Origin of the sequence: Entomomonas moraniae (assembly GCF_003991975.1) — a bacterium.
Taxonomy (GTDB): domain Bacteria; phylum Pseudomonadota; class Gammaproteobacteria; order Pseudomonadales; family Pseudomonadaceae; genus Entomomonas; species Entomomonas moraniae.
Window position 1 is genome coordinate 698,769 of the sequence record NZ_CP029822.1, and the last position, 23,885, is coordinate 722,653.

21 protein-coding genes and 1 pseudogene are annotated in these 23,885 nt (G+C 36.6%); 14 read left to right on the top strand and 8 right to left on the bottom strand.

Translation table 11 applies throughout. From position 1 onward, the window contains the following. The first annotated feature begins 52 nt into the window (after positions 1–52). The gene (locus DM558_RS03340; RefSeq protein ID WP_127162044.1) at positions 53–799 is read left to right on the top strand and encodes a methyltransferase domain-containing protein; all 747 of its coding nucleotides are present in this window, start codon (positions 53–55) and stop codon (positions 797–799) included. 325 nt (positions 800–1,124) lie between these two features. Further along, positions 1,125–3,743: a beta strand repeat-containing protein gene (locus DM558_RS03345; RefSeq protein WP_127162045.1), complete on the top strand. Its 2,619-nt coding sequence runs from the start codon at positions 1,125–1,127 to the stop codon at positions 3,741–3,743. A gap of 755 nt (positions 3,744–4,498) precedes the next feature. Here the strand turns inward: DM558_RS03345 and DM558_RS03350 are convergent. Beyond that, the gene (locus DM558_RS03350; protein ID WP_127162046.1) at positions 4,499–5,197 is read right to left on the bottom strand and encodes a hypothetical protein; all 699 of its coding nucleotides are present in this window, start codon (positions 5,195–5,197) and stop codon (positions 4,499–4,501) included. 805 nt (positions 5,198–6,002) lie between these two features. On the opposite strand from DM558_RS03350, the gene DM558_RS03355 reads away from it, so the two are divergent. Then, positions 6,003–6,590, top strand: a complete 588-nt coding sequence (locus tag DM558_RS03355; RefSeq protein WP_127162047.1) for a DUF502 domain-containing protein — start codon at positions 6,003–6,005, stop codon at positions 6,588–6,590. A gap of 555 nt (positions 6,591–7,145) precedes the next feature. Here DM558_RS03355 and DM558_RS03360 read toward each other — a convergent pair. The 5 genes from DM558_RS03360 to DM558_RS03380 all read right to left on the bottom strand — a co-directional run bounded on the left by DM558_RS03360 (position 7,146) and on the right by DM558_RS03380 (position 11,801). Then, entirely contained in the window at positions 7,146–8,294 is a 1,149-nt protein-coding gene (locus DM558_RS03360) for an iron-containing alcohol dehydrogenase (protein WP_127162048.1), read from the bottom strand. A 77-nt stretch (positions 8,295–8,371) separates the two neighbouring features. Continuing rightward, the gene (locus DM558_RS03365; protein WP_228411799.1) at positions 8,372–9,379 is read right to left on the bottom strand and encodes an SMP-30/gluconolactonase/LRE family protein; all 1,008 of its coding nucleotides are present in this window, start codon (positions 9,377–9,379) and stop codon (positions 8,372–8,374) included. After that, a complete protein-coding gene (gene dmpI, locus DM558_RS03370) occupies positions 9,376–9,603 on the bottom strand; it encodes a 4-oxalocrotonate tautomerase DmpI (RefSeq protein WP_127162049.1) in 228 nt (75 codons plus the stop codon). Before dmpI ends, DM558_RS03365 begins: the two co-directional genes overlap by 4 nt. Before the next feature lie 97 nt (positions 9,604–9,700). Then, positions 9,701–10,687, bottom strand: a complete 987-nt coding sequence (locus DM558_RS03375) for an aldo/keto reductase (protein WP_127162050.1) — start codon at positions 10,685–10,687, stop codon at positions 9,701–9,703. 232 nt (positions 10,688–10,919) lie between these two features. Beyond that, positions 10,920–11,801 carry a LysR family transcriptional regulator gene (locus tag DM558_RS03380; RefSeq protein ID WP_127162051.1) on the bottom strand — a complete coding sequence of 294 codons (882 nt, stop codon included), beginning with the start codon at positions 11,799–11,801 and terminating at the stop codon, positions 10,920–10,922. A gap of 128 nt (positions 11,802–11,929) precedes the next feature. Here DM558_RS03380 and DM558_RS03385 point away from each other — a divergent pair, with 128 nt between their 5' ends. The 5 genes from DM558_RS03385 (at position 11,930) to DM558_RS03405 (ending at position 15,834) form a co-directional block, all read left to right on the top strand. Beyond that, positions 11,930–12,178, top strand: a complete 249-nt coding sequence (locus tag DM558_RS03385; protein WP_127162052.1) for a hypothetical protein — start codon at positions 11,930–11,932, stop codon at positions 12,176–12,178. After that, positions 12,175–12,678, top strand: a complete 504-nt coding sequence (locus DM558_RS03390; RefSeq protein WP_228411800.1) for a cyclophilin-like fold protein — start codon at positions 12,175–12,177, stop codon at positions 12,676–12,678. The genes DM558_RS03385 and DM558_RS03390 overlap by 4 nt, the downstream gene beginning before the upstream one ends. 40 nt (positions 12,679–12,718) lie before the next feature. Beyond that, a complete protein-coding gene (locus DM558_RS03395) occupies positions 12,719–13,579 on the top strand; it encodes a DUF3737 family protein (protein ID WP_127162053.1) in 861 nt (286 codons plus the stop codon). Next, on the top strand, positions 13,569–14,738 hold the full coding sequence (locus DM558_RS03400) for a MalY/PatB family protein (RefSeq protein WP_127162054.1): 1,170 nt from the start codon (positions 13,569–13,571) through the stop codon (positions 14,736–14,738). The genes DM558_RS03395 and DM558_RS03400 overlap by 11 nt, the downstream gene beginning before the upstream one ends. Positions 14,739–15,261: 523 nt before the next feature. Further along, the gene (locus DM558_RS03405; RefSeq protein ID WP_127162055.1) at positions 15,262–15,834 is read left to right on the top strand and encodes an HD domain-containing protein; all 573 of its coding nucleotides are present in this window, start codon (positions 15,262–15,264) and stop codon (positions 15,832–15,834) included. Between the two features lie 798 nt (positions 15,835–16,632). Here the strand turns inward: DM558_RS03405 and DM558_RS15580 are convergent. Next, positions 16,633–16,797, bottom strand: coding sequence for a hypothetical protein (locus DM558_RS15580; protein WP_164731232.1), 165 nt, complete (start codon positions 16,795–16,797; stop codon positions 16,633–16,635). A gap of 161 nt (positions 16,798–16,958) precedes the next feature. On the opposite strand from DM558_RS15580, the pseudogene DM558_RS15990 reads away from it, so the two are divergent. Both DM558_RS15990 and DM558_RS03420 read left to right on the top strand, forming a co-directional pair. Then, positions 16,959–17,066, top strand: a pseudogene (locus DM558_RS15990) (hypothetical protein); the annotation flags it as partial. A 270-nt stretch (positions 17,067–17,336) separates the two neighbouring features. After that, positions 17,337–18,572 (top strand): Zn-dependent hydrolase, encoded by a 1,236-nt coding sequence (locus tag DM558_RS03420; RefSeq protein ID WP_127162056.1) that lies wholly within the window; start codon positions 17,337–17,339, stop codon positions 18,570–18,572. A 56-nt stretch (positions 18,573–18,628) separates the two neighbouring features. On the opposite strand, the gene DM558_RS03425 is transcribed toward DM558_RS03420, so the two are convergent. Beyond that, complete coding sequence (locus DM558_RS03425; protein WP_127162057.1) at positions 18,629–19,090, bottom strand: Lrp/AsnC family transcriptional regulator; 462 nt, start codon at positions 19,088–19,090, stop codon at positions 18,629–18,631. Between the two features lie 276 nt (positions 19,091–19,366). Here DM558_RS03425 and DM558_RS03430 point away from each other — a divergent pair, with 276 nt between their 5' ends. The 4 genes from DM558_RS03430 to DM558_RS03445 are packed head-to-tail and all read left to right on the top strand — an operon-like array spanning position 19,367 to position 23,837. Continuing rightward, positions 19,367–19,756 (top strand): RidA family protein, encoded by a 390-nt coding sequence (locus DM558_RS03430; RefSeq protein ID WP_127162058.1) that lies wholly within the window; start codon positions 19,367–19,369, stop codon positions 19,754–19,756. A gap of 28 nt (positions 19,757–19,784) precedes the next feature. Continuing rightward, on the top strand, positions 19,785–21,002 hold the full coding sequence (dpaL, locus tag DM558_RS03435; protein WP_127162059.1) for a diaminopropionate ammonia-lyase: 1,218 nt from the start codon (positions 19,785–19,787) through the stop codon (positions 21,000–21,002). A gap of 19 nt (positions 21,003–21,021) precedes the next feature. Beyond that, positions 21,022–22,209, top strand: coding sequence for a YgeY family selenium metabolism-linked hydrolase (locus DM558_RS03440; protein ID WP_127162060.1), 1,188 nt, complete (start codon positions 21,022–21,024; stop codon positions 22,207–22,209). A gap of 35 nt (positions 22,210–22,244) precedes the next feature. Further along, positions 22,245–23,837: an N-acyl-D-amino-acid deacylase family protein gene (locus DM558_RS03445; RefSeq protein ID WP_127162061.1), complete on the top strand. Its 1,593-nt coding sequence runs from the start codon at positions 22,245–22,247 to the stop codon at positions 23,835–23,837. Positions 23,838–23,885: the final 48 nt, after the last annotated feature.

Genomic DNA, 23,885 nt, shown 5'->3' on the forward strand with positions numbered 1-23,885 from the left:
TTTTTATAAATGTAATCTATACAACATACTTTTTCAATAGCAGGTAACCATCATGAGTAAACCCTTTGAAGCACTAAATCCAATGGCTGTTTATGCAGAAGGAATTAACCATTCGAATTATATACAATGTGTTGCCCCACAGATTAAAAAAGTACTCACTAACATAGGTGACTTATTGGATGTGGGTGCAGGTGCTGGGCAATTAGGTGCATTATTAAGCAGTCCAGAAAAACAATGGGTAACAATCGAGCCCGATCCTTATATGAGGAATTGTTTAAAACAGTATCCGAATTGTAGTCAGATAATTGCTAGCGGTTGGCAGGATGTCACTGACTTGCCAGCGCAGTCTTTTGATACCGTGTTAGCTGCAAATATGATAGCACCACAAGCACAGGCTAATCAGTTTTTAGAACGTTGCCGTTATTGGTCACGTAATGCAATTATTTGGTTGGTACCTTCTCAACGAGGTCCTAAAAATCTCTGCTTGGCCGGCTGCTTACCAGAGGAGTGGATAAATGAAGAAAATGTGACAGGGTATGAGAGGGTCATCTCACAGTTATCAATTTCAGACTATCCAGATCATACTTTAACAGCAGATTGGACGTTCAATTACATTACTAACAATATTGACCAAATTGCAACGCATATGGCAAATCAACTGGATTGGGGAAAGACAGATTTGCGTCGTACGGCTATGCGAGATCATCTTTATAATCAGTCAATTAAAGAAGGGCAGAATTACCATCTTCAAGTTGCGAAGCAATCAACAATTCTGATTTGGTTAAATAACGATAAGTAGATTATAGCACTTTAATATTCGTACTTTAAAATAGAGAGCGTTCAAATTTTATTGTCAAAAGATATTAACTATTCTTTAAAAGAATTGAAGCACAAAAAACATATTTTTACCTAACCCTGCATAATTATTTTATGATACGGGACTAGGTATTGACAAGTTATTTAATAAAGTATCTAATCACCGAAATAGTGGTCAGATCACTCAGACCTTACTAATAAGTAAATACGTAGTTTTTAATATTGTTTTTTTGACTCTACGTAGAAATTTTTTATATATTTGCAGATTAATAAAGGTAAAAGTAAGTAAAGGTTATAATAACCTTACTATGAATGGTATGTATTGTAATAAAAATAGTATTATTGTCGTTGGTCTTTTTCAAGTGTTATCGGGTAATGTTTTTGCTGCATCATCTAATAGTTATGGTGGTAACTATAACTATGGTTCTAAAGTTTCTGGTTCTGTAACGGTTGATAATAATAACGCGATTAATTTAGATGGTATAACGTTAACACCTTCATCTTCGGATCAAGAGTTTTTTAGTACAAAAATAAAATTTGATAGTAGCTCACCATCAGGGACAACTATGGCTGGAGGCTCTTTAACTTCCAATGGTGGAGAATTTAATGTCTCTAATAATAGTACATTAAATGGTAGTATTACAGGAGCAAGTAATACTATAAAAAACTCTTCTACAGGTAACAGTGCCTATCCAATAAATATTACTAATTCAAATGCGTCATTATCTGCCACCGGACAACAAATTACTGTAAATGACTCTACAGTTAACGGTAGTATTACAGGGGCTAAGAATGAATCTATTGGTGTTAGTAATTATGCTGTAGGCGGAGTTTATGCATCGAATTCACAGGTCAACTTTATGGCTAAAAGTGGTGATATTAATATTTATAACTCCTCTCTATCAGGCGATATCATAGGTGCTATTAATCGCAGTGTAGCTGATCAAGCTTATTCTGGGGTATCTGCTATAACTGGTTCCATAATGTCCTTTATAGCAACAGGTGATAATCTAAAATTAGATGACTCACTTATTCAAGGAAAAGTATTGGGAGCCAGTAACTATATTCAAGGTTGGACAAGAGGGCTGTCTGCTCAATCAAACTCTAATCTCACGTTTAGTGCCATTGGTGGGAATTTAGAAATTAGTAATAGTAAGATTTCTGGAGAAATTATTGGTGCAAATAATAGTATTATAGGCGCTACTGGTGGAGCTTCTATTAGTACAGGTGCACAAGTGAGTATTCTTGCTAGCGGAGGACAAATTAGCGTTGATAATGCGGCGGTAGGCTCTATTTACGGTGCACGTAATGATATTATCGCTACAGAAGATTACAGTAATGCAATTTTTATTGATCAAAAATCTAAATTAACAATTAATGCTACCAATAGTACTATCAATCTTTCCGGTAATACTGTGCTGAGTAAAACAGATAGTACTAATAATACTACCTATGATGCAGAGTTATGGGGAGGCTATATTAATATACAGGGTGAACTTGCCGGTGATGGGCAAGCTAATATTTATAGTGATAGTTTTACAGGAAATACGCTTAACTTTTCATCCTCTGCCATTACTGTGGCTAAAATGGGTAACTTTGAAAACTATAATTTTAGCTTAAACGATAATAATAAAAATGTAATTAATAGCTCAACAGGACTTATCACTGTTACAGATACTTTACAAAATGATGATACGGTGACCGCCGCAGGTACTACTAAAAATCAATCCACTGCAAAGTTAACAGGTATTTCTGGAAATGTAGATATCAAAAATGGAGATACTATTATATTAGTTGATGCCACAGGCGCTGTTATGAAAGGTGGTGATACGAGTCAAACAGGTTTAGGTCAAATAATAACACAGGGTCAGAAAGAGACGATTAAAGTTGGATTGATTAAAGAAGTTGAAGTGGAGTATTCATTTGCTGGTAATGATAATCAACAGCTTGTTGCAACAGTTAATTCTAACGATGGTAATGACGGTGGTGCATCTGTAAATAATGATTATATTAAGCAGCTAAAGACTTTGTCAGAGAGTCGCTTAGCTTCCCTAATGGCTATTAATCGTGGAGCCGAAATTATAAGCTCTGATATTTTACGACAAATTGATCAACAACCTGCACAGACATTTAAACCTTTTCTGGTTGTTCAATCAGGTTATGATCGTTATAACAGTGGCTCCCACATTAATTCAAATACGACAGTTGTCGTGATGGGTGGAAACTATCAATTCGATGATCATTTTTCTTTAGGTACATTGTATGAGTATGGTAATGGCACCTACGATACCTATAATAGTTTTAATATTGGTAAGGCAAAGGGTAGTGGTAATACCCATTACTATGGTGCTGGTTTAATCACTAAGTATACTTATGATATTTTTTATACAGATGCCTCTCTTCGTTATGGCCGCAGTAAAACTAATTATGGTAATAACGATATTATTACAGGTGGTGGGAGTTGGCTTAGCTATAAAAACACCGTAGATTATTGGGGAGGACATATTGGTGTTGGCTTCACCTATGCGATTAATGATAAAAATATATTAGACACGTCACTTAAATACCTTGTTACTTCATTAGATGGAGCAGATGCCATGGTAGAGGGGAGCTATGTTAAATTTAACAAAGCAAACTCTACAAGAATACAGTTGGGTGAGCAATTGAAGCATCAGTTAAGTCCTTCTACTATAATTTTTGGTGGTGCAGCTTATGACTATGAGTTTAATGGCAGACCTCGGGTTGAAGTGGATGGTTATAATATTGATAAGGCCAGTATCAGAGGTTCGACAGGTATTGTGGAGTTAGGTGTAAACATTAAACCAATACCAAAAGCCACACAGTTAGAATTGGGCTTTGTAACAAAGGGCTATGTGGGTAAACACCAAGGTATAACAGGACTTGTAAATCTTAGCTATCGGTTTTAGAAATAAATAAAAGGAACTGTCAAGTTAACTATTCCTTTGTATAATCATACCGATGAATACAATTAAAATCTATCAACACCATCGTTATTATTCCAAAATTATTATCCAATGTGTGTGGCTATATTACCTTTTCACCTTAATTTATCGTGATCGTAATGGGGTCTTTTGTGAAATCAAAAGAAAATGCATTTATCTATGGCGCTCCGTCGGTTGACCAAGATGGTCAAACTGTTCAAGAAAAAAAGAAACAGTTTGGCTATTAAACGGTTTATCCAAAGGTGAAAAGAAGTATTCAACAATCCGTCGTAACTGACAAACTCAAAAGTTATATTAAACCAATTAAAACACTACCCCCTAGAATCTGGAATATTACTCAATAATATGTCAGTAACCGAGAAGTAAACTCTCATCAACCAACGAGGCTTAGAGAAAAGAAAATGCGTAAATTTAAATCATTGAAACTAGCTTAATTTATCTTATCGTGTTTTGGTAATATCTACGATCATTTCAATTGAAAAGGGCATCTCTGCTTGGCTAATAATTTTCGGGTTTTAGCTAAATACCGATTTAAAGAATGGGATAGTATTACCTAGGTTTCGTCTAAAACTCAAAATTAGAAAGTAGCTATCAAATTTAAACTTGTTTTAAAAAGTTAATTTAACAATAACAATTGCACTGTTATGTTACTTTATATTTTTTACACACTTAAATTCATAACCGCCTAATGTAACCAAATTAATTAGGCTTTGTTAGTTTTACTCGGGATAGCCCTCGTCATTGTAATTATCGTATTTAGCTGCGATTGAACCATCAGGATTATAGATTATAGTTTCTAATACTTTTGCGTTATCCAAGCTTTCTTTGTCAATAAAAGACTCCATAGCTTTAGCTCCGTAAATTCTTTTCGGGTTTGCATAATAAACGACAATTTTCCATACATTTCTTTCAGGTAAATATTCAAATGGTTTAACCGCATAATAGCGAGCTGTACTTTTCTGGCTGCCGAGAAATGAATGCAATATAGGGGTAGGCAACTCTATTTCTTCTCCAGTTGATGAAGGATTACTAAACCATACTTTAGGCATGTCATTTTCATACTCTTTCCCACATAATTTTTCAGTGCACTTGGTAACCGATGTAATATATGAGGCATTATCTCCACATTGATATTCCAACACGTAGTAAAATTCATTCGAAGAATCGTCTACTATTTTCTCCCAAATTTGCTCAAATTTTATTTTATCTACACCTAATGATGAGGGAGTGATTCTATATCTAGTCGGACTGCATTTAGATTTATATTCAAGATTAACCATTTTCACCAACTCATGGTTTTCATCATACATTGAGTAAACATCATTAATAACATTAATCTGTCTATTCACTCCATCTATATGATTACCTTTACAACCAATTAAGGCGACTAATACACTTAATAAAATAAAATTTTTCATTAAATTTTCTCTATAATATAAAAATAGGAATGAACTTTTCGCCCCTTTACTGGCAAAATAAATTTAAAAGTGAATACTATATTGATGACCCTAAAATCAAACCCAAAAAAAGATAATTAACTGTTAGAGAGAATCCATTAAAGACTCTATGCCTTACTTCTCTAGATATTCTTACGACGATCCATTTTAAAACAGCTGGTCAAAAATGCTAAAAAAGGTTCTGTTGTTAATAAGTTCAATTTGTTCATACAGGGATTGTAACACATCAGCTTTATTAGCATTCAAATAAATGGTGGAGAGATAATTTTAACTATATCCATGCTGCCCTAACAACGCGAAGGTATTCATGACTTTGCTGGAGAGACGTGGCAATTTGCTAAAGAACATCAGTGACAAAGCGAAGTGAGTTTAATTCAACTTGGACATTGGTGTCCTTATTGTGCTGGTAAAACCTATATTATTGAAGACATGTGGTAACTGGTGATAGCACGAGGTGGTAAATACCTCTTTAAGATCTACAAAAATTTAGAAACCAAACTCGTGCAGCTTTGTCATTTAGATCATACTTGGTAGGCAAGCTCAACTCATATTAAAGCAGGCACTTGATGTCCATCCTGCAACTATTTATCTCGTGGCCCTAAAGAAGAGCTCAAATAAAAATACCTTTCAACTTTTTCTTATGGGTTTCTCGACAGCTTTATGATGCGCTTTGATTTATTTGGCACTTTTTAAACCTAACGCTGTGCTAAAATCATTTATTATTACCGTATTATTACAAATATTGATGGATAGGAATTATAACTGTATGCCTAATAGCAATGAATTAATTGCTTTTGCTGATGATAAGCACGATATAAACATAAAACCGTCTTATTATTATAAACTCCATGGGCTACTGGTGGCTTTATGCTTAGTGATATTTCCTATTGGAATATCACTACTTTTTATACAATACTTTGAATCTTGGCTTGATTTTAGAAGTTTTCTAATATTTAAGCTGGCATTTGCTTTGATTATAATCATAGGCTTTGTGTTTCTGTTATTGTTTATAGGAATGCTTACAATAGCTGTGATTGTGGGTAGGTTTACACAGGATGATACATTGAATTTTTCTGAGGATGCATTGATCTTTCAAAAAAGAACACGTATTCTCTTCAAAGATATAAAAACTTACTACATTTATGCACAGCCGTTCTCTTCTATAATGCCTGGGCGTAATATAGTTCACCATTACTCTTTATATTTGGAAATTAGTAAACCTCGCTGTTCTTATTTAATTACCTATCATGGACCTAGGATGTTTAATCATGCTGTATATAGCCATAAAACGTTCGCTGAAAATACCTGTGTTATTATTAATGAGTGGCGTCACAACCATAGTCAAAGTACTTAATAGATAAAAATATATAAAAACGATTATCTGATCTGAAGTAATTCATCCCCCCCTGTTGTACAGCGTTGGCTCAGTAATTCTCGTTTGGATGTGCTCTCAATTTAATGCAGATATTTTAACCAAAGGAGTCTCCAATGAGTACTAAATACGACCTCTTTAAACAAGAACTCTGATAATCAAGAGCTAGAGCACTAAAATAAGGTTATGAAAAAAAACTTAAGTTATGTTAAAAGTAGATCGAAATCCTAAAAAAGGCCGCACAGTACTTTATAGGTCAGAAATAGCAAGGTATAAATTTATTAAAGAACAAAGCAATTTATCTAAACGACAGTTTTTACATTATCACCATACTTAAAATTGAAAAAGTAATTAAATCTATAAGTCAGCTTAGTGGTAAACAAAGCAAACAGTACAAAGTTTAAAAGTGAGAAAGTTCAATTAGTCGCCTCGGAATGGAAGTTAATGATGTATAAATTTAGAGGGCTGTGAATGCAGCCCTCTAGCTAGAAAAGATATTAGTGAAATAATAAATTAACCCACTATTTCTGAAGTAAATTATAGGGCATCTTGTAGGATAGTATTCACAACCTCTTTTGTATAAATGTGATAGATACCAAAGATTTTGGCGTTATTTAAAACATTGTCAGTGATTAAAGGTAAATCTTTTTGTGTGATATTGAGTTGCGATAATCTTGTTGGGGTTCCAATTTTATTAAACCAATTTTCTAGTGCAACAATCCCTTCTTCTGCTGTTTTAACCGCAAAGACTTGCTTAGCAAAACGTTTAAATTGATCTGTATTATGCGAGTGATGCCATTTCATCCACGCAGGAATGATGATGGAAAGTCCTGCGCCGTGGGGTACATTAAAAAGTGCAGATAAGGAATGTTCAATCATATGGTTAGGAAAATTAAAACCAGCAGTGCCCGCAGTCGTTAACCCATTTAGAGCTAACGTAGAAGCCCAAGCAAACTCAGCACGTGCATTGTAGTTAGTTGAGTCAGATAAAAGAACTTCTGTTGTCTCAATAACCGTATTGATTATGGCTTCCACAATTCGGGATTGTAAATGAGGTTGATCAGTTGCTGTAAAATAGCCTTCAATCGAATGCGCAATAATATCGGCTGCTGAGTACACGAGGTAGTCCTTTGGGACACTCTGCATGAGCTCAGGATTAACAATCGAAACTTTTGGAAAAAGTGATTCATCAGCAATAAAGAGCTTCTCTTTGGTTTCTTGATTGGTCACCACCGCTGTGGTGTTCATTTCACTCCCCGTTGCAGCTAAAGTCATCATAGCAAAGATAGGTAGTGCTGATTTAATTTGAGCTTTACCAATAAACAAATCCCATACATCACCTTCATGCTTTGCTCCCGCTGCAATTGCTTTAGCGCTATCTAATACGGAACCGCCACCTACGCTTAAAATAGCCTCAACAGGAGTAGCTTTAATTAATTTTATGGCCTCACGTACCTTTGAAAGGACAGGGTTACTAACAATGCCTCCAAACTCAATAAACTCAATACCATGTTCATTTAGCTGACTGGTAATCGTTGTGAAAAGCCCATCTTGTTTAATCCGTTCACTTCCATAGCAGAGTAGCACTTTTTTAACACCAAACTGTGCTAAATGTTGTCCTATTAGTTGTTCTTTATTAGTACCAAATTCAATTTTAGTGGGGTTATAGAAAGTAAAATTTTCCATTTGATTATCCTTACATTGTGAGAGTTATCATTTAATAATAAATTATTTCTAAAATTTAAAACCTTGCAGAAAAATGTTTAGTTTGGTGGTAAACCATGAGTAAACACCTTGGCATGGAAAATATTGGCACCTTGTACATTAGCTTCATCACTGGTAACAATATAGAGATCATTTGTTTTTGGATGAATAGCTAAACTGGTGGAGCGTAAATTTTGTCCTTTATCTCTGTCAGGAAGTAGTATTTGCCCTATGGGAATACCTTGGCGATTAAATATCATTACGCGCCCTTGCCCGTAAATAGCAACATAAACATTCCCATCAGCATCAATTCGCATGGAGTCTGGTGCAGAGCCAATAAAACGATAGGGTATTGCTGAGCCGATTGCCGCTATTTCTGTCGGGTTAATAAGCTCAATACGGTGCAAAAGGTTACGAGCGAACTCAGTAGCCCATAGTGTTTTACCATCTTGACTAAGCGCGAGACCATTGGCCATGGCAAGATTAGGTAGCACGGGTGTGATAGTCTTTAAATCAGCAGAAATATAATAAACCCCACCGCTAGGTTGGGTTGACGATCCTTTGAAATCAGTAAAATAAAAACCGCCTTGTTTATCAAAGACGAGATCATTAGGTAAATAGCCTGCTTGTGCAGGAATAACAGTTTTTATTTCTTGGCTTTTGAGATTGACTGCAACAATGGTTCCTAAGCCCTGCTCTAAATTTAGAGCAGCAATAAATAATCGACCATCTTTGTGTAATGCTAAGCCACCAGGAGAAAAGTTATCCAGTGTTGCCAAGGTTGTTAGCTGTTTATCTTTGGAGACCTGCATAACACGCTGATTGGTCACATCACAAAAAAGTAGATTACCTTCATTATCAAAAATGATACCCTCCAGCACATTATTTTTTTCTGAAGTTTTGAGCCAAAGCTCCGCAGTAACCGTGGGGATAGTTTGTTCAGAAGCGGGGATTGGCATTAAACTTTGTGATTTTTCATTGTAATGTAATCCTTTAGCGAGTACCCCAAAACTAACGATCGCTAAAAATATCAGAATAGCTATCTTCGACATCTGTTTTCGTATCATTTTTCCCTCTGTATTTCTAAAATTTTCAGTGCGTTATGCGGAGCCAGCTCATTAACCAACTTGCCACCTACTCCGATATTTTCTGTGCTGTTTTCTTTGATATATACATAAAATCCAGACTTTGGAATATCAGTTATGCGTGCTGCAATATCGCTTATTTGCTCAACAAGCTCTTTTTTCTGTTTCATTGTTAATGGTGTAATTTCTAACGTAATAACAGGCATACTTTCTCCAAGCTGGATAAAGGAAAAGTTACATATTTTTGGTGTAACCGCCTTTGGATGGGGATGCATCCAAAGAGCGTGTCATGAAGAATTTTAATTACCATGAATAGGCTTGTGGTGCTTCTCCACCAGGCCCTGGAAATATTTTATCAAGCCTGTTAAGCGTTTCATCAGACAATTTAATATTAATTACAGGACGTACCTGTGTCAGTTGTTCTAAAGTACGTGGCCCAATAATTGGTGCGGTTACAACTGGATTATGTAATAACCACGCTAATGCCACATCAGCAGGAGTTTCGCCTATTTTTTCACATAAGGCTTCGTATTTTTCTAACTGTGGACGATAACGTTCAATAACTTGTTGCATAGAGGGTGATGCACGACGACCATCCGACTTATCTTTTAATACGCCACCTAATAAACCACCTGCTAGTGGGCTCCAAGGAAGTAGTCCTAAACCGTAGTGTCTGCATGCAGGGATGACTTCTAATTCTAATGCCCTAACAGTAAGATTATAGAGGCTTTGTTCCGCTACAAGTCCTAGAAAGTTACGGCGCTGTGCAGCAGCCTGAGCAGTAGCAATATCCCAACCAGCAAAATTACTGCTGCCAATATACAATACCTTACCTTGTTGAACTAGAAGTTCCATCGCTTGCCATATTTCTTCCCATGGGGTATTTCTATCAATATGGTGCATCTGATAAAGATCGATATGGTCGGTCTTTAACCGACGCAAGCTGTCTTCACAGGCTTTGCGAATATGGTAAGCAGAGAGATGGCGGTCATTAGGACCTAACCCCATTGGTTGATAGCATTTAGTGGCTAGTACAATATCGTCACGCTTACCACTTTTTGTAAGCCAGTCTCCGATAATTTCTTCAGAAATGCCGAAGCCTTTTTCCATATCAGGGGTTTGTGGGCCACCGTAAACATCCGCCGTATCAAAAAAGTTAATACCGGATTCAACAGCTTGATCCATGATACTAAAAGCTATGGGTTCATCAGTAACATAACCAAAATTCATTGTACCAAGGCACAGGCGACTCACTTTAAGACCCGTACGACCAAGATAAGTGTATTGCATAATCATTCTCCTTAAAGAGGTTATCAACGAAGTACCTTAATAAACGAATTGTTTAGTAAGCTGTTAACTTCGATCTGATGATTAGTTTAAGGAAGAGATTTAGGTATGTAAAATACTTATATTTAATGATTATTTATGCTTAAAAAGCATGTTTTTATTTGGTGTTTATTAGTGGCATATATCTTTTTATCCAATGATCGAGTCATTCTGCATAGCTTATAGTTTGTTCGTATCACTGACCAAAAGTCGCTTTCATTCGCTGTAAAAAAAGCTCAGCTGCTTTTGAAAATAATTGGTACCTTTTCCATACAAAATGCACATTCACTTTTAAATCGGGTTCAAAAGGTCTAAAGCACAATAAACTATTGCCTGTTGTATTAATTAATTTATCAAGACCTAGAGCATATCCCATACCGCTTTCAACCATGACAGAAGCATTAAAGATTAAATTATAAGAAGCAACAATGTTGAGTTTTTTATAATCACGTTTAATCCACTGAGTGATATTATTATCAACTTGTTTTTGTTTAGCGACGATAAGCGGTAGGTTCCAAAGATCCTTAGGTTGAATGGTTTTTTTATTTGCTAATGGGCTATCTTTTCTCATTAATACCCCCCACGTCTCCTGTTCGGGGAGCAGTAGCGTTTCATATTGACTTAAATTAATAGGTTCGATTAAAACGCCGAAGTCTATTAATCCTCTATCAATTCGCTCGGTTACTTCGTCACCATCACCACTAAAAATATGGATGCAAATTTGTGGATAGTCTTGTTGTAAGCTTTTTATAACCTCTACAATCAAGTTCATTAGGTAGGTTTCGCCACCCCCTATATAAATATCACCACCGACTGTTTCAGCAGGGGCTTGAAATTCTGATTCGGTTTTTTGTACCAACTCCAATATTTCTTCCGCTCGTTTACGTAAGCGCATACCGTCGTCCGTCAGGATGATTTTTCTACTGCCACGGATAAACAAAGTAGTGCCTAACCTATCCTCTAACTCACTCAGTTGCCTTGATAGTGTCGGTTGTGTCAGGTGTAAATACTCAGCCGCAGCGGTAACACTTTGCTCTCTAGCCAGCGCTAAAAAATAACGTAGAACTTTTATATCCATTGATGAATCCTCACCCATTAAAAACAAAACAATGCTTTTAGGGTATAGCTAATCATTAAATATAAGTATTTTACATGGATTTCCCATTTTCTTACACTATAAAAAATTAATTATTAACGGTGAGTCGTATGAGTGAAGAGTTTGCAATTATTCAAAACTTAAAAGATGCGGGGTGCGATGAGGTATTAATTAAAAGCTACCTTACCTTAAAAGCTAAAGACTACACAGACGAGCAACTACGCTTACTTGCTTGCCATCGTTGCAATTTAATGACTGAGCTACACGGTAATCAAAAGAAAATAGACCGTTTAGATTATCTCATTTATTTCATCAAAAAAAGTATCAGTACAGAGAATCGCTTAGGAGATTTACCATGAACAATAGCTTAATGTTTTCACTCATTCTTATGTTGTCAATTGGCTGCAATAGTAATGTTTACAGTCAGGTTACTACAAGCAATAAAAACTCTTCTACCAATCACTCAACTACCACTAAAGAGTCATCTATTATGAACAATAGTGAAGTTCGTGTACGTTTTACCTTTAATGGTAAACAAGCGATTGCTGTACTAAATGATAACCCAACCACGCGTAGCATGTTGGCACAATTACCTATTACACTGCCTTTTGAAGACTACTCCAGAACTGAAAAAATAACTTACTTCCCTAACAAACTCTCAAAACAAGATGCACCCGCTGGTCATGCTGCTTCTGCTGGTGATATTACGTGTTATGGCCCATGGGGAAACCTTGCCATATTTTATAAAAGTTTTCCGTATTCTAATGGGCTCATTTATATGGGTAAATTCGAGTCAGGTTTTGAAGAGTTATCCCGCCAAGGCAATAAATTTGACGTAACCATTGAACTAATGGAATAACTTGAGCGCAATAACTATATTTTATATAAGGTAAATTCAAATGAATACACTTAAACAACAAATTTTAACGGGTGAACGGGCGTTATTTAAAGCCTGTAATAGACAAATCACAGACAGTATTTTTGATCATGGCGAGTCTCCTCTAAAAGAATCTTCTAATATTAAGGTGACGGATAGTATTTTTAAATGGAAATACCCCTTTTGGTATTCAAATAAAGTGCATATTCAAAATAGCTATTTAGAAGATGGTGCAAGAGCTGGCCTATGGTATACCGACGGAATCGATATCAGTAACACCACCATTAAAGCACCAAAAGCATTGCGCCGTTCTAAAAATATAAAACTTGATAGTGTGGATATGCCAAATGCCAGTGAAACATTATGGATGTGCGAAAGCATCGTCATGAAAGATGTCAGTGTTAACGGCGACTATTTTGCAATGAACTCAAATAACATTACGGCAGATAACTTTAGACTGGTGGGTAATTATTCTTTTGATGGCTGTAAAAATATTGAAATAACAAATGCAAAATTATTGTCTAAAGATGCTTTTTGGAATTGTGAAAATGTGACGGTGAAAGATACCTTTATCTCAGGCGAATATATTGGCTGGAACTCCCGTAATCTAACGTTCATTAACTGCACAATAGAAAGTTTGCAAGGTTTCTGCTATGTAGATGGTTTAACCCTTATTAATTGCCGATTACTCAATACCACGTTAGCATTTGAATACTGTCAAAATATCGATATTGATGTATCAACCACCATTGATAGCGTAAAAAACCCATACAGCGGTGTTATTAAGGCAGAAGGAATTGGTGAAATAATTTTTGATGACCCACAAATTGAGCCAAGTGAAACAACAATTATTACCTTAAGAGAAGCCCAATATGCCATTTGATTTTGATAAATTAACTGATCGACAAAATAGCTACTCCTTAAAGTGGCAGGTAAAAAATAATGAGTTACCCATGTGGGTAGCTGACATGGATTTTGAAACAGCGCCAGAGATCATTAATGCAATAGTTAATAAAGCAAAAAAAGGTATATTCGGTTATACCATCATACCCGATGAATACTTTAACGCAGTCTGCAATTGGTGGAGTAAACGCCACCAATTTTTCATCGACAAAGAGTGGATTGTTTATTCATCAGGTGTGGTGCCTGCACTTTCATCCATTATTCGCAAACTAACCAGGGTAGGCGAAAATGTATTAATCCAACCCCCTGTTTATAATATTTTTTACAACTGTATCGCCAATAATGGAAGACACTTAATAGAAAATAAATTGCTTTATCAACAGGGTGAGTACCAAATCGATTTTGCAGATCTAGAGCAGAAGCTAGCCGATCCACAAACAACTCTTATGCTACTATGCAATCCACATAACCCAATAGGAAAACTATGGAGTAAAAATACACTGCAAAAAATTGGCGAGCTGTGCGCAAAGTATCATGTGCTCATCATCTCCGATGAAATCCATTGTGATTTAACTCATCCAGATTACCATTACACACCCTTCGCCAGTGTTTCAGAAGCATGTGCTCAAAACAGTATTACTTGCATTGCACCGACAAAAACCTTTAATTTAGCAGGGTTACAAACGGCCAGCGTGCTAATACCCAACCCCGTTTTACGCCATAAAGTAAACCGTGGGCTTAATACTGATGAGATTGCAGAGCCTAATAGTTTCGCTATAGAAGCAACTATTGCTGCCTTCACCCAAGGCGAAAGCTGGCTAACTGAACTTAATCATTATATTCAAAAAAATAAAGATTTAGTGGCAACTTATATTAAAGCCAATATTCCAAAAATTACGGTGGTCGTTTCAGATGCTACGTATCTACTGTGGTTGGACTGCTCGGCTATTACAGACTCCACACGGCAACTGAGCGCATTTATTCGTGAAAAAACAGGACTCTATTTATCTTCTGGGGAAGACTATGGAGAGAACAGTAAAACTTTTTTAAGAATGAATGTAGCAACTTCTTATTTAAGAGTTCAAGAAGGCTTATTACGATTAAAAAATGGAATTAATGAATATACTAAAAGAAGTTAATTGTTCTTCGCTTTATTTAATCGCAGTTTCTAAAAGACATAGTATTTTAAACTCTATATCATTAACGTCAATTAGTTGTTCATTTGTGTCTTAGATTCATCGGTGCCATCAACAGTTAAACAATTCGGCAGAGTAAACATAACCAAATAGCGCATTGGGTGTAAGGGTCGAGATGAAGTTTTACACCTCGTTTATTTGTGTCGTTATTGTAATGGTCTTATTCTTGTTTGATGAGTTTATATGGCTTTTGGAGTTCTTCTGGGGGTTAAGATATGATCATGTTCTTAAATGATTCATTTAACTAACATTGTCAAATATTTTTTAATCTTAAAAGTGTCTGATAATCTTAGGTCTCCCCATACTAAAAACAATTAATTTTTCAATAAAAATTACGATTTTGTAACTGATTTTTAGATTTGTGATCTATATTTGCTACAATAAATAAATTATCTTTGACAATGATTTGAACTTGCTCTTTTCCGAACATAAAGGTCTAAATTTTATATACTAATTGGAAGCCCTAATGAATAGTGACATTATTAAAGGTCGTTTAATCTTCTTGAGAGAAGCTGAAAATTTAAAAAATATAATTCGTTGTTCATATACTTCTAAAGGTAGAAATGAAAGTACTGCTGAGCACACATGGAGATTGGCTTTAATAGCTCTTGTATTTGAAGATGAATTAAAGTATTTAGATTTTTCGAAAGTCTTAAAAATGTGTCTTGTTCATGATTTAGGTGAGACAATTCATGGTGATATTCCTGCAACAGAAAAGCAAAATCATCCTGATAAAGACACTCAAGAACGTAACGACTTATTATTTCTTACAAAGACACTTGATGAACCGTTGAGAAGTTCTTTACTTGCACTATGGGAAGAATATGAAATTGGCCAAACTAAAGAAGCTATTGCTGTAAAGGCTTTAGATAAACTAGAGACTATTTTACAGCATAATCAAGGAATTAATCCTGATGATTTTGATTATGAGTTTAATCTTACTTATGGTGAAAAATATACAGATAGGCATCCATTGTTTAAAAGTATTCGAGCTATCCTCAATGAAGAAACATTAGTAAAAATAAATAACAGCTTATAAAATCTGATTTAGATAGTGGACTATCCTTATTTTAGCAGACTGTTTTATTTAAATATTTTGCTTATTCATTTTTAAATTGAACAGGCGGTATGTATAAGTAGCAAGCGTCTAGAAAACGATACCTAGCCTCTTTTACGTTAGGAGTTCCCATTCAAGTTGGCACCGCAGTAACACAGGGAACTTTTATTATCCCATTACAAGCTCGTTATTATCAATCGGAGCAAACAGTAACGCCTGGTATCGCTAATAGTTCAGCAACATTTACATTAACTTATAAATAGTAAAACTTTTTTTGTAATCTGTGGAAGATATTTCAATTGTTTTTTAGATTTAATCAAAAGCTATAGGAGGTCGTTAATTAATGCTTCATATAATCATCAATCACAGCACTACTAACATTGTTACCATCTTTAATGATTTCGGTTTGTATCTGTGCCTGCCCTAAATTTGAAAATGATACAGTAGCCAGTGACAGATCAATCACCAGATAGCTTTTTTAAATAAACCAAGTTTTTATCGTTCATAAATCCCTCACTCATTGAAAATCCTCACTACGAAGAAAGACCTGATTTATAAATTCATAACAGCCATAGAGGCGCCATAATGCCCACACATAAGCACTATCCTCAGCTTGCTTATGTATGGTTTATTTATCAGAAAAGACCTTAAAAATTTGTTATTGAGTTGGGAGCAGTTCTTGCATTTTCCTGATGGTTAATCATTTTCTATCAGCTCACCATCGGGCTAATAGCCATCTTTTTGGTTAACTAATAACGGCAAGTAAACGTGAGGTTGCCCTCAGCACGTGAAAATATTACCAACACGTTGCACCGTAATAGTGGCTACCTTATAATTATCTGATTGATGAGTAAAGTTGCTTTGTGAGTAGTTATTACTCCATAAGTCCAAAGAGCTACGTGAACCAAACTCACGTATTAAAGGGACTAACAATTCAGACTTCATCGGGAATGTTATAACGCTGGTTAAGAGAGTCTAGTGTTGAAATAAAATAAGGGATAAAAAGCATTCCTGAATTTTCGCTGATAAATATGGACTGAAATTCTGAAAAAATAAGGCTGGAAGCATTTACCTCTTTGATACAAGAGTAAAATGCACAAAACTATCTAACTATGCATACTAAACACTTAGGAGAGTTTGGCATAAAGCACGTTAATGGAAAAATATTTGCTAATAAAAAATCTCTTTCGCTTATAGATAAAGCATCGATTTAATTATCAAAAGATACTATAGATTTTATTCGTAAAAGTATGTGGTTTGATGTAAGGGAGCACATATTACTTTGGCTTGATGCAACAAAAGCTTTATGGAGTATGGTGATTATGGTGTTATGTTGCATATTACTGTAAGAGTTAACAACAAACTTTACGATTACTTGATTTATTATCTATACCATTTAAATACTCAAATCAGTAGTAATAAAGTAGTAGCAATGATGATATCGGTTGTTTTAAGTTGAATTGACAGCATCTGAGGGATATTCTATGACACAAAGTTTACGCGTTAATAAGCAAAGGTTAATGGGTTTTTTAAATACATTAGGAACATTTGGCGCTTTAGAGGGTGGTGGTGTTTGTCGGTTAGCACTATCAGCAGCTGATAAACAGGCACGTGATTGGGTTGTCTCTCAAATGCAAGCGTTAGGTTTAACTATTCGTATTGATCAGATTGGTAATGTTATAGGTATTTATAAAGGGCAAGAGGATGTACCACCAGTGATGATGGGATCTCATATAGATACGGTTGCTACTGGTGGTTTATATGACGGTTGTTTTGGTGTTATGGCAGGTTTAGAGGTTATTTCTACTTTAAAAGATTCAGGAATTACGCCTAAGCGTCCTGTAGCTGTTGCTTTCTTTACTGATGAAGAAGGGGCACGTTTTGCCCCTGATATGTTTGGTAGCTTAGTTTTTCAAGGAGGCTTGTCATTAGAAGAAGCTTTGGCTATTAAAGATGTTGATGGTTTCACCGTAGGCGAAGAGTTAGATAAGATAGGTTATAAAGGAAATGCTCCAGTTGGATGCTTTGAAGTTGATACCTTTTTAGAGGCCCATATTGAACAGGGGCCTGTATTAGATAAGGAAGGCATTAAAATTGGTGTTGTTGAAAGCGTACAGGGTATTTCGTGGACAGAGTTTACTATTGAAGGCGTGTCTAACCATGCTGGAACAACACCTATGAGTATGCGTCATGATGCAGGCTTAGTTGCTGCTAAGATTAATGTATTCGCTCGTGAGGTGGCCCATAAAATAGGGGGTAGCCAAGTGGCAACAGTAGGCTATATTTCATGTAAGCCTAATTTGATTAATGTGGTGCCTAATCATGTGGTGATGACTGTTGATTTACGTAACACCGATAATGATGTCTTAAAGCAAGCGGAAACTCTGTTGTTTGATTATGCTGAGAATACAGCTAAGGAAGAGGGGGTTAAAATTTCTCGGCGTAAATTAGCACGTTTTGATCCTGTGTATTTCCATAAGGAAATAGTTGATTTGGTAGAGCAAGAGGCCGAGGCAGCTGGTTTAAACTCGAAAAGAATGCCAAGTGGTGCAGGGCACGATGCTCAGATTCTTAAGGAAATGTGTCCAACAGCTATGATTTTTGTACCTTGTAAAGATGGGTTAAGTCATAATGTTAAAGAGTTTACAGAGCCTGATGATTTAGAGGCGGGAGCAAATATTTTATTGAGTGTTATTTTAAAGCGAGCAAATCGTCCTTAAGTACGTATAATAAATAACTTGAAACTCACAAGCCCAGCGTTTTACTGGGCTTAGTTTTAGTCGACAATAACATGCAGATTTTGTTTGGCATTTTGCATTACAACAATAGTTTTAAAACCTTTGATATTATCTGCTTTAAAAAAGAGTTCTCGTGTTAATTGTTCATATTCTTCCATATCACATACGTTAAGTACTAATAGAAAGTCAAAATCTCCTGTCACATAATATACTTGCTGTACTTGTGGGCAGTTTACGAAGCGTTTTTTGTCGTTTTCAAGCAAATCAAGGCGTTCATTCTCTATTTTTACTTCTACAATAATAGTGATGGGGCGTCCTACTTTGGTAGGATTAATGATACTAACATTTTCTTTAATAATGCCATGTTCCTCTAAAGAAGCAATTCGTCTGTTGACAGCAGATGCAGAGAGGTTAACGTTTTCAGCTAAGGTACGTTGAGATATTTTATTATTTTGCTGTAGTAGCTTTAGTATTTTCTTATCGTAGCTATCTAATTCCATATTTGCTTCTCTCTCTAAACTAATACGCTAGGTATATGCAATAACATTTCAATATATTCTAACAATTTAGAAGTTTGTTTCATTTAAGATTAAAACTTCGAACAACCATCATAAAGCGCCATATTATGATAAGGCTATTAATAATATAGCTGTAAGCAAATTTTAGGTTGTGAGCAAGAGTTTACCGCTAAAAAAGAAAACTGTGTAGTTTTAGTTATGCGAGTTTATGTTATTAGTTGTTATTAAATAACCTTTTGCTATATAGGAAGAATATATATGAAAAAAATTGTTTCCTCATCTGATGCCCCCAAGGCTATTGGACCGTATTCTCAAGCTGTTTGCTTTAAAGACTTAGTTTTTACTTCCGGTCAGTTACCATTAATCCCCGAAACAATGAATTTTCCAAGTAGCTGTGTGAAAGAGCAAACACGGGAATCGCTAACCAATCTAAAGGTTGTTTTAGAAAAAGGTGGTAGTTCTTTAAAAAGTGTATTAAAGACAACTTGTTTTCTTGTTGATATGGATGATTTTGCTGCTTTTAATGAAGTTTATACTGAGTTTTTTGGCACGGAAGGTGCGCCTGCTCGCTCATGTTTTGCTGTAGCTAAATTACCCAAAGGTGCGTTGGTTGAAATAGAAGCTATTGCATTTGTAGAGCGCCCTTAAACCTATAAAATTGCAAGGAGTCTGTAAAATGACCAATGAAACAGCAGTGTTTAAATTCAATCCACGTAAAAAGCCGTATGGAAAAGGCACTGATTTGTCTTTGTTAAATGATCAAGCTGCCAAAGTGGTAAAGGGGTTTCACAGTAAGTTTCCTGCCTATGCAATAACACCTTTAGTGAGTTTACCTAATTTAAGCAAATACTTGGGTATTGGTTCACTGCATGTTAAAGACGAGTCTAAACGTTTTAAGCTTAATGCATTTAAGGTATTAGGTGGTGCTTACGCAATCGGACAATATCTAGCAAATAAATTAAACCGTGAAATTAATACCCTGAGCTTTGCGGAGCTGGCTTCACCTGAAGTTAAAGCTCAATTAGGTGATATTACTTTTGTGACAGCTACCGATGGCAATCATGGGCGAGGTGTTGCTTGGGCCGCTGAGCAGTTAGGGCAGAAGGCAGTGGTGTTTATGCCTAAAGGTTCTTCTCTTGTTCGTGCACAAAATATTCGTAACCATGGTGCAGAATGTACTATTACAGAGCTTAATTATGATGACTCGGTTCGGTTAGCTTATAAGAATGCGCAAGAAAAAAATTGGGTGATGGTGCAAGATACTGCTTGGGATGGTTATGAGGATATTCCCACATGGATTATGCAAGGCTATATGACCTTAGCGGTAGAGGCTATGTTACAGCTTGAGCAAGCAAAGGCGCCTCTGCCCACTCATGTTTTTTTACAAGCAGGCGTTGGTTCTTTTGCTGGTGCCGCATTGGGTTATATTGTAGAAAAAATGAAAGAAAAATCACCTACCATCGTTATTATGGAACCTAATCAAGCAGATTGTTTGTATAAGTCTGCTCTTGCTGATGATGGTAACCCCCATAATGTAACAGGCGCCATGCAGACCTTAATGGCAGGCCTTGCTTGTGGTGAGCCTAATACAATTAGTTGGCCTATTATTCGTGATAATACAGATTGTTTTATTTCAACACCTGATTATTTCGCCGCTGACGGTATGCGCATTCTGGCGGCGCCTCTAAGAGGGGATTCTGCAATTGTTTCGGGTGAATCTGGGGCAATAGGTACAGGGTTACTCTATCATATTATGAAAGAGCCAAAGTACCAAGGGTTAAAAGAGCAATTGAAGTTAGACCAAACAGCTCATGTTTTATTGGTAAGTACCGAGGGCAATACCTCACCTGATATCTATGAGGATGTTGTTTGGCTTGGCAGGCAACAACTTTAACTTAGCAAGAGGGTATGTGATGGCATTAACTAAACCCCAACAAGAACAAGTGATCGCTTTGTGCCAAACGCTTATTCAAGCACAAAGTTATTCTGGCGAAGAGTCACTAGCGGCCAAAGCCTTTACTCAGTTTATGCACGCGCATAACTTTGATGAGATTGTTGTTGATAGTTACGGCAGTGTGTTAGGTTGTATAAAGGGAAATTATCCAGGGCCTACCGTGCTATTAGATGGTCATATTGATACGGTTCCCGTTGATTCATCAAAATGGACTCATGCACCCTTTGGTGCAGAAAGGGTGGATGGAAAGATTTATGGGCGTGGTTCCAGTGACATGAAAGGCGCTGTAGCTGCTATGGCCTGTGCAGCAGCATTTTTTGCTGATGCGAGTAATCGACAGTTTGCTGGTAAGCTGTATGTTTCTGGGGTTGTGCACGAAGAATGTTTCGAGGGGATTGCTGCCCGTGCTATTAGTAAAGCAATAAAGCCCGATTTAGTGGTGATTGGTGAAGCATCGGAGCTTAATTTAAAAATAGGACAACGTGGCAGAGCAGAGGTTATTGTAGAAACTTTCGGTGTCCCTGCCCACTCAGCTAATCCACATAAAGGTGTTAATGCTGTCCATTTAATGTGTGAATTGATCCGTGCGTTAGATGATATTGCGCCTCCTAAAGACGATGTATTGGGAGAGGGTGTTTCTGTATTAACCGATATTATTTCAACACCTTATCCTGGTGCTTCTGTTGTGCCAAGTCATTGCCGAGCTACTTATGATAGACGATTATTGGTAGGTGAAACACCTGAGAGTGTTTTAAAGCCATATCAAGAAGCTATCGCAATGCTTGAGAAAAAACATCCTCAATTTAAAGCAGCCGTTAGTTATGCCCAGGGAGCCGAGCGTTGTTATACCGGTGCTGAGATTGCCGCTGATCGTTTCTTTCCTGGTTGGTGTGCTAAAGAGGATGAACCCTTTGTTCAGAAAGCATTATCTGCTATTAGGCAAGAAGGGATTGATGCTACGTTGGCTTACTATCCATTTTGTACCAATGGCAGCCATTATGCGGGAGAGGCTCATATTAATACAATTGGTTTTGGACCAAGCCTTGAGACATTAGCCCATGTGATTGATGAGTATATTGAAGAGGTGCAGCTAATCAAAGCGACTGAAGGCTATATAGGAATATGTAAAGCATTTTTAAGTAATTGATCCAAGAAGTTTAATTTGACTAAACCGAGGTTATTATGACAAAAACACTTATAAAAAATGCACAAATTGTTGATGGAAGTGGCAGTAAAGCTTTTGCAGGATCAGTGCTAATTGAAAATGAACGCATTGTAGCCGTAGGTGAGGTAAAGGATACCTCCGCTGATATTGTCATTGATGCCAAAGGTTCGGTCGTATGTCCTGGATTCATTGATACCCACAGTCATTCAGATTTAGAAGTGTTTAAAGAGCCTCCTTTATATGCCAAAGTAATGCAAGGTATTACTACTGAGTTTTTAGGCCAAGACGGTATATCGATGGCACCATTGCCAGAAAAATTTATTAGTCCTTGGCGCAAAAACTTAGCTGGACTAGATGGTGATAAAGAGGATTTAAACTGGAAGTATAAAGATACAGCAGGCTATTTATCTTTATTAGAAAAAAATGGTTCGGGAACTAATCTTGCCTATTTAATTCCCCACGGCAATGTGCGGATGGAGGCAATGGGCTTGGATGGCCGATTGGCAACGCCAGAAGAGCTAGACAATATGAGGCAAATTTTGCGCCGTGAGCTTAAAGCGGGTGGTTTTGGTTTTTCTACAGGGTTGATTTATATGCCTTGTGCATATGGTGATACCCATGAAATGGTAGAGCTTTGCAAAGTGGCTGCTGAATTTGATACCCCGCTAGTTATCCACCAACGTAGTGAGGCGGATACTATTGTGGAGTCAATGGAAGAGGTAATTGAAATCGGTCGTAATTCGGGCTGTAAAGTTCATTTCTCCCATTTTAAAATTTGCGGTAAAAATAATGCAGACAAGTTTGAGCCTGTTTTAAATTTATTAGATGAAGCAAGTAAGGCGGGGATTACCGTTTCTTTAGATCAATACCCTTATGTGGCTGGTAGTACTATGCTTGGTGTGATTCTACCCCCATGGGCACATGATGGTGGTACTGATAAGTTGTTGGAGCGGTTAGCTAATCCTGAAGATCGTAAACGCATGCAACAAGATATTAAAAACGGTATTCAAGGATGGGATAATTTTGTGCAGTTTGCTGGGTTAGATGGTATTTTTGTAACCTCCGTAAAAACCGAGAAAAACCAAGATGCAGTGGGGAAAAACCTTGTTGAGCTTGGCGAGTTAAGAGGTAAAGAGCCATTAAAAGCAACCTTTGATTTACTTTATGAAGAAGCTAATGCGGTTGGTATGGTAGATTTCTATGGACTAGAAGAGCATGTTAAAGCTTTCATGTCGCGTCCTGAAATGAATGTGTGTACTGATGGTTTATTAGGCGGTAAACCTCATCCTCGTGTATTTGGTGCATTCCCAAGGGTACTTGGTAAGTATGTGAGAGAGGAAAAAGTGATGCCACTTGAGGAGGCGATTCGTAAAATGACCTCTCGGCCCGCACAAGTATTTAGGGTTAAAGACAGGGGCTTATTAAAACCAGGTTATTTTGCCGATATAACCATTTTTAACCCTGAAACTATTATTGATAAAGGAACCTATGTTGATCCACGCTACTATCCAGATGGTGTGGAGTATGTGTTAGTAAATGGGCAATTTGCTGTGAAGCAAGGGAAAGCAACATCAGCAACGGCTGGTAAAGTATTAAGGCTAACTGATTAATAGCGGTGTAGTTGCTCGGCGTAGTAGCTGAGCGATAAAGCAGTGACA

Excerpts from the sequence above, each read along its gene's own strand:
- DM558_RS03340 (WP_127162044.1), top strand. The coding sequence starts at position 53 with ATGAGTAAACCCTTTGAAGCACTAAATCCAATGGCTGTTTATGCAGAA.
- DM558_RS03345 (WP_127162045.1), top strand. The coding sequence starts at position 1,125 with ATGAATGGTATGTATTGTAATAAAAATAGTATTATTGTCGTTGGTCTT.
- DM558_RS03350 (WP_127162046.1), bottom strand. The coding sequence starts at position 5,197 with ATGAAAAATTTTATTTTATTAAGTGTATTAGTCGCCTTAATTGGTTGT.
- DM558_RS03355 (WP_127162047.1), top strand. The coding sequence starts at position 6,003 with ATGCCTAATAGCAATGAATTAATTGCTTTTGCTGATGATAAGCACGAT.
- DM558_RS03360 (WP_127162048.1), bottom strand. The coding sequence starts at position 8,294 with ATGGAAAATTTTACTTTCTATAACCCCACTAAAATTGAATTTGGTACT.
- DM558_RS03365 (WP_228411799.1), bottom strand. The coding sequence starts at position 9,379 with ATGATACGAAAACAGATGTCGAAGATAGCTATTCTGATATTTTTAGCG.
- dmpI (WP_127162049.1), bottom strand. The coding sequence starts at position 9,603 with ATGCCTGTTATTACGTTAGAAATTACACCATTAACAATGAAACAGAAA.
- DM558_RS03375 (WP_127162050.1), bottom strand. The coding sequence starts at position 10,687 with ATGCAATACACTTATCTTGGTCGTACGGGTCTTAAAGTGAGTCGCCTG.
- DM558_RS03380 (WP_127162051.1), bottom strand. The coding sequence starts at position 11,801 with ATGGATATAAAAGTTCTACGTTATTTTTTAGCGCTGGCTAGAGAGCAA.
- DM558_RS03385 (WP_127162052.1), top strand. The coding sequence starts at position 11,930 with ATGAGTGAAGAGTTTGCAATTATTCAAAACTTAAAAGATGCGGGGTGC.
- DM558_RS03390 (WP_228411800.1), top strand. The coding sequence starts at position 12,175 with ATGAACAATAGCTTAATGTTTTCACTCATTCTTATGTTGTCAATTGGC.
- DM558_RS03395 (WP_127162053.1), top strand. The coding sequence starts at position 12,719 with ATGAATACACTTAAACAACAAATTTTAACGGGTGAACGGGCGTTATTT.
- DM558_RS03400 (WP_127162054.1), top strand. The coding sequence starts at position 13,569 with ATGCCATTTGATTTTGATAAATTAACTGATCGACAAAATAGCTACTCC.
- DM558_RS03405 (WP_127162055.1), top strand. The coding sequence starts at position 15,262 with ATGAATAGTGACATTATTAAAGGTCGTTTAATCTTCTTGAGAGAAGCT.
- DM558_RS15580 (WP_164731232.1), bottom strand. The coding sequence starts at position 16,797 with ATGAAGTCTGAATTGTTAGTCCCTTTAATACGTGAGTTTGGTTCACGT.
- DM558_RS03420 (WP_127162056.1), top strand. The coding sequence starts at position 17,337 with ATGACACAAAGTTTACGCGTTAATAAGCAAAGGTTAATGGGTTTTTTA.
- DM558_RS03425 (WP_127162057.1), bottom strand. The coding sequence starts at position 19,090 with ATGGAATTAGATAGCTACGATAAGAAAATACTAAAGCTACTACAGCAA.
- DM558_RS03430 (WP_127162058.1), top strand. The coding sequence starts at position 19,367 with ATGAAAAAAATTGTTTCCTCATCTGATGCCCCCAAGGCTATTGGACCG.
- dpaL (WP_127162059.1), top strand. The coding sequence starts at position 19,785 with ATGACCAATGAAACAGCAGTGTTTAAATTCAATCCACGTAAAAAGCCG.
- DM558_RS03440 (WP_127162060.1), top strand. The coding sequence starts at position 21,022 with ATGGCATTAACTAAACCCCAACAAGAACAAGTGATCGCTTTGTGCCAA.
- DM558_RS03445 (WP_127162061.1), top strand. The coding sequence starts at position 22,245 with ATGACAAAAACACTTATAAAAAATGCACAAATTGTTGATGGAAGTGGC.